The following is a 10200-nucleotide window of genomic DNA, read 5'->3' as shown; positions in this document are numbered from 1 at the left end:
TAATTAGTCGGAGCATTGCCAATATACATCTAACATTTCAAAATAACTACTTGGCTTAACGCAGTCATTGCGCTGATTTTATACTTTCTTAACTTATAAAAAAAGTTATCACCCCATGCCTAGCAATAAGCATAAGGTGATTACGTTTTTCACATGAACGTGAGTAACCTCTTGAAGAGCTTTGCTCTAAACGCTTGAGGTTACAGCACGTATTAATATATTATTTTTCTCATAGTAAAACCGTTATCAAACTAAATGAATATACAAGATAACGTATAACTCCTATTATGCTTGTTTTTCAATATACACTTGATGTGGGAAAGGTATATCAATGTTATTTTGATCAAATGCTTCTTTAATTGCTTTACGAAGCTGTCTTTCAACTGCCCACTGTTCCATATTTTCTGTTTTTGCAATAACCCGAAGTGTAATATCAGAATCACCGATTGTTTGAACACCTAACACATCTGGTCCTTCTACAATTGTCTCATTCTCTTGCTTTATCTTGTCACAGACCTCTTGAAGGACTGTCATGGCATGGTCAATATTATCATCATAAGAGATACCAATGTCAACGAGAGCTCTCATATTACCACGAGAATGATTACTTAGTGAACTAATCTCTCTATTAGGGATAAAATTCAAAGTCCCGTCAAAGCTTCGAATTTGGGTTGTTCGTAAACCTACTTCTTCGACAATACCACCGTATCCTGCTGTCGTTACATAATCGCCAACATCTAGTTGTTTTTCCAGTAATAAGAAAAAACCAGTTACGACATCACTTACCAGACCTTGAGCACCAAAGCCAATTGCTAATCCGATAATACCTGCTCCGGCAATTAACCCTGCAGCATTAATTCCAAATATACCAAGCACTATTACCAAGGTGATAAAAATGAGAACATATGAAAAAAAACTAATTGCTAATGCTTGTAATGTTTGTGTTCTACCAACAGACATCTTCTTTTTAGTCTGTACCTTTGAGAAAGAAGATTGAATTAGTTTTTTTCCAATGGCACGAGTAATCAGGAAAGCAATCAGAATTGCGACTAATTGAATGAGTATAATACCAACATCTAAAATAACTTCTTCCCATTCGATGTTTTCCAACCATTTCATTTTAAAATCGACTCCTTTGCGAGTTATGATTATCACAAAAATTTCATCTGTAAAAAAGCACAAAATAGTTTTTGATGGAGTTGTTTTCGAAATTTAACCTATTTCATTTTCCATTGTTCACCAATCCATTACTATCGCAAATCCAATATGTAAAATATTAAACGTCGTATCTTTCTTATATGGTATCAGTTCCTCATAGCTATATGCTCTGAGGAACTGTCTGAAAATGGTAATGCAATCAATAATCCCTTAATAACGCTCTATAAAAAATCTGCTTACCAAATACCACCCTTTTAAAGGGGTATAGCCAACCAAATTTGGTTGGCTATATCCCTTTAGTTGAATAAGATAGTTAATCTAGAGACCTGAATCTTGCTTCTAGAAAAAGAAGGAGTTACTATTCTCTTCCCCAATTTTATTAATCATAAACCTCCTAGATAGATTATTAAATATACGAAAGCGTTAATATAGAGTTAGCTATATGATAAGTCTATCAAATCATTATAAGAAATTCGCTAACGTAAGTGGATGACAATGATTCAATAGGAAGCATATATACCACCATTCCTTCATATGTACATATAATAATAAAAAGGCATCATAGGTCTTAGCCTATAATGCCTTTAATAACTATTTATTACTCAGCTACATATGGCAATAAAGCCATTGTGCGAGCACGTTTGATTGCTTTTGTAAGCTTACGTTGGTATTTTGCTGAAGTTCCTGTTACACGACGAGGAAGAATTTTCCCGCGCTCAGAGATGAAACGTTTTAGCAAATCCACGTCTTTGTAATCAATGTGTGTAATTCCATTTGCAGTGAAGAAACACACTTTACGACGCTTTGCACGTCCGCGACGAGCTGCCATAGATAACCCTCCTTTTCATTTTAGAATGGTAAATCGTCATCTGATATATCGATAGGCTCTCCATTATTTTTAAATGGGTCCTCTTGGTTTCTATTTGGTTCAAATTGGTTCTGGTTTCTATTTGGTTGGAATCCTGATGTATCCTGTCCTCCACCTTGAGAGGCGCCTTTAGATTCTAAGAATTGTACGCTGTCTGCAACAATTTCTGTAACAAAAACAGTTTTCCCATCCTGACCTTCAAATCTACGCGTTTGCACACGACCATCAACCCCAACCATACTTCCCTTTTTCATGAAGTTCGCTAGGTTCTCTGCTGGTCTACGCCAAACAACACAATTAATGAAGTCGGCTTCACGGTTCCCCTGTTGATTAGAGAATGGACGGTTTACTGCAAGTGTAAAGTTAGCTACAGCTACTCCACTTGGTGTATAACGTAAATCAGGATCCTTCGTTAACCTGCCGACAAGAACGACACGATTTAACATCAGAACCACTCCTTATTATTGATCATCTTCTCGAACTGCAATATGACGAATAATATCATCAGAGAACTTCGCTAGGCGATCAAATTCGTTAATCGCTTGTTCATCAGCACTGAAGTTAATGATTACATAATATCCATCACGGTAGTCATTGATTTCATAAGCAAGACGCTTCTTACCTTTTTCATCAACCTTTTCAATCTCCGCGCCATTATCAGTTAGAATTCCATTGAAACGCTCAATTAAAGCTGTCTGCGCTTCCTCTTCCATATCTGGGCGGATGATGTACATGATTTCATATTTTCTCATCCGTAACACCTCCTTTTGGTCTTAGCGGCTCCTAAATATTGATCAGCATTATTGCCTCCCGCAATAGGAGCAAGGAGTAATCGTAAATTATAATTACTCACAATAGTGTATTATACCAAATCATATTGTAAATAACAAGCCTTCGAGAGATCCTTCAATACATTATACATATATAATATTCGTCCTTAGCGGTTATTTCCTGACTATACATTAAAGCGAAAATGAATGACATCTCCATCTTTTACAACATAGTCTTTACCTTCTAACCGCACTTTTCCATTCTCTTTTGCCTGTGACATTGTTCCTGCTTCTACAAGATCATCATATGATACCGTTTCAGCGCGAATAAATCCTCGTTCAAAATCTGTATGAATAATTCCAGCTGCTTGAGGGGCTTTAATTCCTTTTTGGAATGTCCATGCACGGACCTCCTGTTCTCCTGCTGTAAAGTAAGTAGCTAAGCCTAATAAATGATAGGAAGCTTTGATTAATTTATCTAACCCTGATTCAGCTATTCCTAGATCTTCAAGAAACATTTCCTTTTCTTCGACATCAAGCTCAGCAATTTCTTCTTCAATCTTGGCACATACAACGATAACCTCGGCGTTTTCCTTTGCGGCATAGTCTTTAACCTTTTGTACGTTCTCGTTTGTATCAGGATCGGCAACCTCTTCTTCACTCACATTTGCTACATAGAGTGTCGGTTTACTAGTTAATAGATGTAGACCTTTTACCACTTTATATTGTTCTTCTGTAAAATCTAGTGCACGTACAGGCTTTTCTTCTTCTAAACCAGCTTTAATTTTGACTAGTATATCATACTCTGCAACAGCTGCCTTATCTTTCTGTCTAGCCAATTTTTCTACACGTTGAAAACGTTTGTTAACTGTTTCCAAATCAGCAAGAATTAGTTCCAAGTTAATGATTTCAATATCATCAATAGGATCAATTCTTCCAGATACATGCGTGATGTTATCATCTTGAAAACAACGTACCACTTGGCAAATCGCATCAACTTGACGAATGTGGGATAAAAATTGGTTTCCTAATCCTTCGCCTTTACTAGCTCCCTTCACAATACCAGCAATATCCGTAAATTCAAATGCTGTAGGTACTGTTTTTTTTGGTTTTACTAATTCTGTTAATTTATTTAAGCGATTGTCTGGTACTTCCACTATTCCGACATTAGGATCAATTGTAGCGAATGGATAATTCGCTGCTTCTGCCCCTGCTTGTGTAATAGCATTAAATAATGTTGATTTACCCACATTTGGAAGACCGACAATTCCTGCTGTTAGAGACATTCAACTTTCACTCCTTAAGGATTCCATTCATATAAACGCGTTTGTCATTCTAATTATAGATATTTGCTAGACAAATGACAAGCTGACAAAAAACAAAAATAGGCATAGAAACATGCCTACTTTTGCGTTTTACCCTATCACGTTGTAAATATTTCTTTCTGTCTGCTACCATTGTAACATTTTCTAGGTGTCATAGTCTATTTTAACTACTTTTATTCTTCTGCTTTTTCTAGCACTTTTTTCATTTTTTTAGTAAATTGTCTACGCGGTATCATCACACTATGATCACAGCCTAGACATTTAATTCGAATATCCATACCCATGCGAATAATTTTCCAGCGATTTTCCCCACATGGATGCGGCTTTTTCATCATGACGACATCATTTAATGCAAACTCTTTTCCTTCCATCTTGTTTTTCTCCTTTTTATCTCATTATAACTACTATTTATTATTCTCGCTCAGGTGTTTGTTCCGTTTGACTATTCCCTGATTCTTCATAATTTAATTGGTTTCTATTTGTCTGCGTTTGTTGCAGTTGTGATTTATCACGGTTGAGAATGTTATCTTTTTGTTCACGAGAATACATAACAATTCGTGGTGCAGGGATTTCAATACCTGCTTTATACAGCTTATCCTGCATTTCTTTACGAATATTTCTTTCGCCTGCCCATTGAAAGCCTGGCAGCGTATCTGCAATAACTCGTATAACAAAGTATGAAGCTTCTAAATTTTGCACACCGATAATCTCTGGAACACCGACTAGAAAATCATACTTATCAGGTAACGTTACTGCCACATCATTAATAATCTTCTCCGCATCATCTACACTGCTTTCATATGGAATGTTAATATCAACAATAGCTAGACCATTATGAATAGAGTAATTTATAACCTGAGTGACATTTCCGTTTGGTAAGATATGCATTTCACCTGTCCAACTCAATACTTTTGTAGTTCGTAGACCAATTTCTTCAACTGTTCCTTCGATACCAGCTACTCCAACATAATCCCCTACTGAGAATTGGTCTTCAAAAATAATGAAAAATCCTGAAATGATATCTCTAACAAGATTCTGTGCACCAAAACCAATAGCTAGTCCTGCAACACCAGCACCAGCTAGTAACGCTCCGACCTGAAAACCTAATACATTATCAAGTATCATGATGAACGCAATAAAGTATACAACATAGGTTATCGTACTTTTAATTAATTTTTTCAAAGTATTTTCTCGTCGTTCTGTAATTCGAATTGGGCCATTCTCTCTTTGTTTAAATAAACGATCGACTACCTTACGGGTGACTCGGACAATTATATAAGCTAGTAGTAAAATTACTAGAATTCGAAGTACACCTAACCCTATCGCTAGCCAAAAATCTGCCCCAGTTATATAATCCCAAAACTTAGATAACTCATCACTAAAATTATTTATTTCCTTGCTAACTTCTTCCTTATCCATATGTACCTCCTCCTGCTGTAAATACCTATGTTTTTTTATTTTCTAATTTATCCCATACCGGAAATAATAATAGTCGCGTTAAAACGTATAAATTTAGTATGCCATATATGGGGTACAAATAGTTTATTAATGTCGAGAAACCTAGTGCTGTTAATGGAATCATTGTAACCAAGGTAACAGAAACAATCAACCATAATGGTTTTTTTATATACTCCTTTATACGCGTTACGATACCCAAAATTCCAGAAGCTGCGGTTGTAAAAATAGCAAACCATAATAGAATACTCATCAGTATTAGCATTTCGAACGGGTAGTGCTTTAAAATTGCAAATAAGGGAATCTCATATAACAGTAATTCATCCGCTATTTGAATTAAGCTATTATTATAAATAAACGAGATAACACCAAGTATTAATCCACTACCAACACTTGCTATCCATATCTCCTGCTTGGACTTTACTTTGTTCCCAATTGCCCCCAAGACCGCAATTAGCGGAAGAATATTTAACGCAGTAAATGGAAATGCGGCTGTCCAATTACGCTGCTCATCCCAATGTGAAAATAAATCAAGTTGTTGATCAATGGTAAACCATAATAATACAAATAGCAGTCCTGTCAATAATAATGGTAATATAAATTGATTCATAGAAAGTAGCCCATTTATTCCCTTCATAAATAAAATAATAAGCGCAATAATTATAATACTTATACCCCACCAATAGGAAAAATTAAACGCTTGAGAAGTTGCCCCACTTCCAGCAATCATAATTACGGTTGTTGTAAAAAGATAAATAAATATCATGACATCATATATTACAGTAAGTTTCTCACCGACAATTTCACGTAGCACTGGTAAATAATGCGTCGATTGTCGTTCAAAGCTTATGGTCATTATCACTATACAACAAATTGAAAAAAGTAGGCCAAATAAACAAATAGCTAGTCCACTTTCATGACCAAAAAATTGCCACAATTCCCTCCCAGAAGCATATCCAGCTCCTATTGTTGTTCCAATAATTAAAAACATCCATTTCATACCCGCACGCAGCATGTAAGTTCCTCCAATAATTTAAGAATCGATGTATAGATTTCAAAAAATTTCCGTATACTATACCAATATGTATTTGGAGGATAAGCTATGAATTTAAAAAGCAAATTAGGCCGGAGAAATGAAAATTTCCGTATGCTACATACAGAACCTAATTTTTTACACGTTATGCGTGAGAAAATTATTTCCTGGATGCCGCACTCGCCACGTGATTATGTAGTGGTATGTATTGGTACGGATCGTTCTACGGGAGACTCTTTAGGTCCATTAACTGGTACACTACTAGCTGAGAAAAAAATTAAACATTTATCGATCTATGGTACACTAGATGAACCCGTTCATGCCACCAATATACATGACTATTTACAGAATATATATAGCAATCATCACAATCCTTTTGTAATCGCAATAGATGCCTGTTTAGGTAAACACACGTCCATTGGACACCTTATTACTGGTACAGGGCCAATAAAACCTGGAGCAGCCTTTAATAAGCTCCTGCCTGAAGTTGGTGATATTCACCTTACAGGTGTTGTTAATGTTAGTGGGTTTATGGAGTATTCTGTTCTGCAAAACACTAGATTAAGCTTAGTGATGCGAATGGCTAGTAAAACAGCGGACTTATTAGAACAGCTTGATCAGCGCTTAATTTATCAGCACCATTCTCCTGCAGTTGTCATTCAAGTCTCCAATCCTACAATACCTAATTAGATTATTGAAGTGATTCGATGGTGTGTACATGCATAGAACAAAAGCACAAGCGCTCGATTAAAAATCGTAGCGACTGGAGCGAGTCAAATGCTATAAAGAAATCACGGTGCGGTTGCGAGCCGATGATGACTTATCGTCCATGAAGTCCCTAGTTTATAGGCGTTGGCATTGGAGCTGGACACGGCTCAACACGCTCCTATTTATTGACATGGGCAAATTTTATAATTACCTTGATTTCCTAAACTATTAGAGAAACGGAGCAAAATTCGCTCAGTCCTTATCACTAAATGCTCAGATTTACGCTTCCTCTAGTAGTTATTATGGAATAATAGCTACTGCTTGACCACCACTCCGGCTGCCCACTTCCCTTTCCGTGGGGTTTGTCCTTCAGCTAACTTTTTTAGCAAAACCCGCTCAAAAAAGTGGATCTTCAGGTCAAACATTTCCCACAGGAGTTGAAGTGGCCGGCCTTCGCTATTATCAGGCTCTACAACGCTAGCATGAAGTAACACAGCTGCTTTTATACTCACGGATAACGATTTTCACTTTACCCATTGTAAAAAAAGTCAACCTATTACTTATGATAAGAATTGTTGCACCTTCTCATAGCGGAGACTAATTACGTAGACTCCTGCAGGATTAGCGCGAGCCGAAAATCCACTTTGCAACGTAGGACCGAACCACTTCGCATGAGGTAAAGGAAACACAAATAGCCACAGCGATTCACTGTTGACTTATCATAATCATAATCGTAGGTCTCGTCGGCATCTATGAAACGACTTACTCTGTTATACACAATCTTAATCAACAAAAAACAGCGATACTCATGCTGTGATCGCTGTTTCCCTATCTACTAGTTATTATCTTTTTCCAGCTTTTTAATGCGTTCTTCTAATTCTGATAGTTTTTTATACTTATCATGTATCCTTGAGCGGATGCCTTGAATTATAACAACTATAGTTAAAATAGTAACAATTACTGCTAATAACCAGCCTATGTATATTTCCATATACGAAAGTTACCCCCTCATTTAGAATAATTGATATATATAATATATAAAACCTACTGTAATAATAGCTGGCAATAGATTTCCGATTCGAATAGATGTGATTTTTAGTAGATTGAAGCCAATCGCCAGAATTAGTACTCCACCTACTGCAGTTAACTCTGTTATCATGCCATTCAGAAAGCTTTCTGGAAGGATTTGTTCTATTTGTGTAGCTAATAAGGCAATAGTACCTTGATATAAAACAACCGGGATAACCGATAGGATAACCCCAAATCCTAAAGTTGTCGTTAATACGAGCGCTACAAATCCATCAAGAATTCCTTTTGTAATTAATACTTCATGATCACCACGAATTCCACTATCTAAAGCACCAATTACCGACATGGCACCTATTACAAAAATTAGTGATGCAGTGACAAAACCTTGGGATACGCTAAAATCACTGCTTTTCGTAGTGAATTTACTTCCTATCCATGTTCCCAGACTATTTAATCTTACTTCTAGATTCAATAGCTCTCCTAGAATTGCCCCTGTAAGTAAGCTGAGTAATACAATGATAATTAGCTCTGTGGAAAGTGCCATTTGAACCCCAATAATCATAACTGCCAATCCAATTCCTTGCATAACTGTTTCTTTATACCGTTCAGGAATTTTTGTAAAGAGTAAACCAAACAAACTACCAATGATGATTAATACGCCATTGATGATAGTTCCATATAATGCCATGCCCTCATCATCCCCAATAATTGAATTAATTTAATAGATGCTTGCAATGTCTCTCATTGCTTTTATAAATGGAGTTATTTCTTCTTATGTATTGCTTCTCGAAAGACTTACTCTTACAGCACCTTGTTCTGGTTTGCAACATTTCATGCATTAGTGAACTACATTGTAGACAAGCTCGTAATGCGATCTGATAATGTGCATCCAGTATCGTAGCAATTTCATGTGATGATATATCTTTACTATTAAATGCTATCATTGGCAGAGATCATTCATCTATCCTATAGCACGTAACACCAGAAATTGCTTGGAGCTCATTCACAAGCATTTGCGTTAATAATGTTTCACGTGAAACAATTTCCTCTACTTGTTTTTCAAATAAACTTAAAGCAGCAAGTAAACCAGCTATCGCTAGCGTATTCAACGTACCACTTTCAAATCTTTCCGACCATCCGTTTGGTTGCAATACTTCCTCTGAATGGCTTCCCATCCCTCCATGAATAAGTGGTTTTAATTCACCCTTGTACCATAGTATGCCCCCCTCTTTTGGGGATCGCACCTATTTCATTCATTACCCTCATCATCGCCTCGATAACTACTGGTGGTTTCGGATAAGATGAGGCAGCTTGATCAAAATATATCATGATCTATCCGCCAATTCTATTTAGACTATAAGCTGAAGCTCATTAATTTATACGTGTATAGAACAAAAGTACAAGCACCGATTAGAAACATAGCGAATGAAACAAGTCAACGGAGCTAAAGGAATCACAGTATGCTTGCGAGCCAATAATGATTTAGATTAGGACGATTCGTGAACTCGCCTAATTTATAGGCGCTGGATCTGGGCGCGGCTCACCACGCCTCTATTTATCCACATAGGCTAATTTTATAATTTCCTAGACTATTAGAAAAACTGAGCAAAATTCGCTCAGTCCTTATCACTAAATGCTCAGATTTACGCTCCCTCTAGTAGCTATTATGGAATAATAGCTACTGCTTGACCACCACTCCGGCTGCCCACTTCCCTTTCCGTGGGGATTTGTCCTTCAGCTAACTTTTTTAGCAAAACCCGCTCAAAAAAGTGGATCTTCAGGTCAAACACTTCCCACAGGAGTTGAAGTGGCCGGCCTTCGCTATTATCAGGCTCTACAACGCTAGCATGAAGT

General features: G+C 36.7%; 15 protein-coding genes. 1 reads left to right on the top strand and 14 read right to left on the bottom strand.

All coding sequences use genetic code 11. The annotated features are described in order from the left end of the window. Positions 1 to 285: 285 nt before the first annotated feature. The 8 genes from ABDZ84_RS15795 to ABDZ84_RS15760 form a co-directional block, all read right to left on the bottom strand. Positions 286 to 1119: a mechanosensitive ion channel family protein gene (locus tag ABDZ84_RS15795; RefSeq protein WP_026681840.1), complete on the bottom strand. Its 834-nt coding sequence runs from the start codon at positions 1117 to 1119 to the stop codon at positions 286 to 288. 637 nt (positions 1120 to 1756) lie between these two features. Further along, the gene (rpsR, locus tag ABDZ84_RS15790) at positions 1757 to 1987 is read right to left on the bottom strand and encodes a 30S ribosomal protein S18 (RefSeq protein ID WP_026681841.1); all 231 of its coding nucleotides are present in this window, start codon (positions 1985 to 1987) and stop codon (positions 1757 to 1759) included. A 20-nt stretch (positions 1988 to 2007) separates the two neighbouring features. After that, complete coding sequence (gene ssb / locus ABDZ84_RS15785) at positions 2008 to 2472, bottom strand: single-stranded DNA-binding protein (RefSeq protein WP_343782179.1); 465 nt, start codon at positions 2470 to 2472, stop codon at positions 2008 to 2010. Positions 2473 to 2487: 15 nt separating this feature from the next. Then, positions 2488 to 2778 (bottom strand): 30S ribosomal protein S6, encoded by a 291-nt coding sequence (gene rpsF / locus ABDZ84_RS15780; protein ID WP_026681843.1) that lies wholly within the window; start codon positions 2776 to 2778, stop codon positions 2488 to 2490. A gap of 203 nt (positions 2779 to 2981) precedes the next feature. Continuing rightward, the gene (gene ychF / locus ABDZ84_RS15775) at positions 2982 to 4082 is read right to left on the bottom strand and encodes a redox-regulated ATPase YchF (protein ID WP_026681844.1); all 1101 of its coding nucleotides are present in this window, start codon (positions 4080 to 4082) and stop codon (positions 2982 to 2984) included. 212 nt (positions 4083 to 4294) lie between these two features. Then, the gene (locus ABDZ84_RS15770) at positions 4295 to 4492 is read right to left on the bottom strand and encodes a DUF951 domain-containing protein (RefSeq protein ID WP_026681845.1); all 198 of its coding nucleotides are present in this window, start codon (positions 4490 to 4492) and stop codon (positions 4295 to 4297) included. A gap of 40 nt (positions 4493 to 4532) precedes the next feature. Further along, entirely contained in the window at positions 4533 to 5540 is a 1008-nt protein-coding gene (locus ABDZ84_RS15765) for a mechanosensitive ion channel family protein (RefSeq protein WP_343782176.1), read from the bottom strand. A gap of 25 nt (positions 5541 to 5565) precedes the next feature. Continuing rightward, positions 5566 to 6591, bottom strand: coding sequence for a YkvI family membrane protein (locus tag ABDZ84_RS15760; RefSeq protein ID WP_343782174.1), 1026 nt, complete (start codon positions 6589 to 6591; stop codon positions 5566 to 5568). Positions 6592 to 6678: 87 nt separating this feature from the next. Between ABDZ84_RS15760 and yyaC the strand changes: the two genes are divergently transcribed. Next, positions 6679 to 7299, top strand: a complete 621-nt coding sequence (yyaC, locus tag ABDZ84_RS15755) for a spore protease YyaC (protein ID WP_343782172.1) — start codon at positions 6679 to 6681, stop codon at positions 7297 to 7299. 332 nt (positions 7300 to 7631) lie between these two features. On the opposite strand, the gene ABDZ84_RS15750 is transcribed toward yyaC, so the two are convergent. From ABDZ84_RS15750 to ABDZ84_RS15725, 6 genes are all read right to left on the bottom strand, one after another. Continuing rightward, positions 7632 to 7829: a hypothetical protein gene (locus ABDZ84_RS15750; RefSeq protein WP_121603754.1), complete on the bottom strand. Its 198-nt coding sequence runs from the start codon at positions 7827 to 7829 to the stop codon at positions 7632 to 7634. Between the two features lie 323 nt (positions 7830 to 8152). Further along, on the bottom strand, positions 8153 to 8308 hold the full coding sequence (locus ABDZ84_RS15745) for a hypothetical protein (RefSeq protein WP_162986332.1): 156 nt from the start codon (positions 8306 to 8308) through the stop codon (positions 8153 to 8155). Between the two features lie 21 nt (positions 8309 to 8329). Continuing rightward, entirely contained in the window at positions 8330 to 9034 is a 705-nt protein-coding gene (locus ABDZ84_RS15740; RefSeq protein WP_121604238.1) for a DUF554 domain-containing protein, read from the bottom strand. 265 nt (positions 9035 to 9299) lie between these two features. After that, a complete protein-coding gene (locus tag ABDZ84_RS15735) occupies positions 9300 to 9521 on the bottom strand; it encodes an aminotransferase class V-fold PLP-dependent enzyme (protein WP_121604240.1) in 222 nt (73 codons plus the stop codon). 25 nt (positions 9522 to 9546) lie between these two features. Beyond that, on the bottom strand, positions 9547 to 9675 hold the full coding sequence (locus ABDZ84_RS15730) for a hypothetical protein (protein WP_255637857.1): 129 nt from the start codon (positions 9673 to 9675) through the stop codon (positions 9547 to 9549). 335 nt (positions 9676 to 10010) lie between these two features. Next, the coding region (locus tag ABDZ84_RS15725) for a hypothetical protein (RefSeq protein ID WP_343782167.1) at positions 10011 to 10200 on the bottom strand (190 nt) is incomplete at its 5' end.

This window comes from Virgibacillus salarius (assembly GCF_039521925.1).
GTDB lineage: Bacteria > Bacillota > Bacilli > Bacillales > Amphibacillaceae > Virgibacillus > Virgibacillus salarius.
Note: the sequence above shows the minus strand (reverse complement) of the source record. Positions and strands in the feature narration are given on the sequence as shown.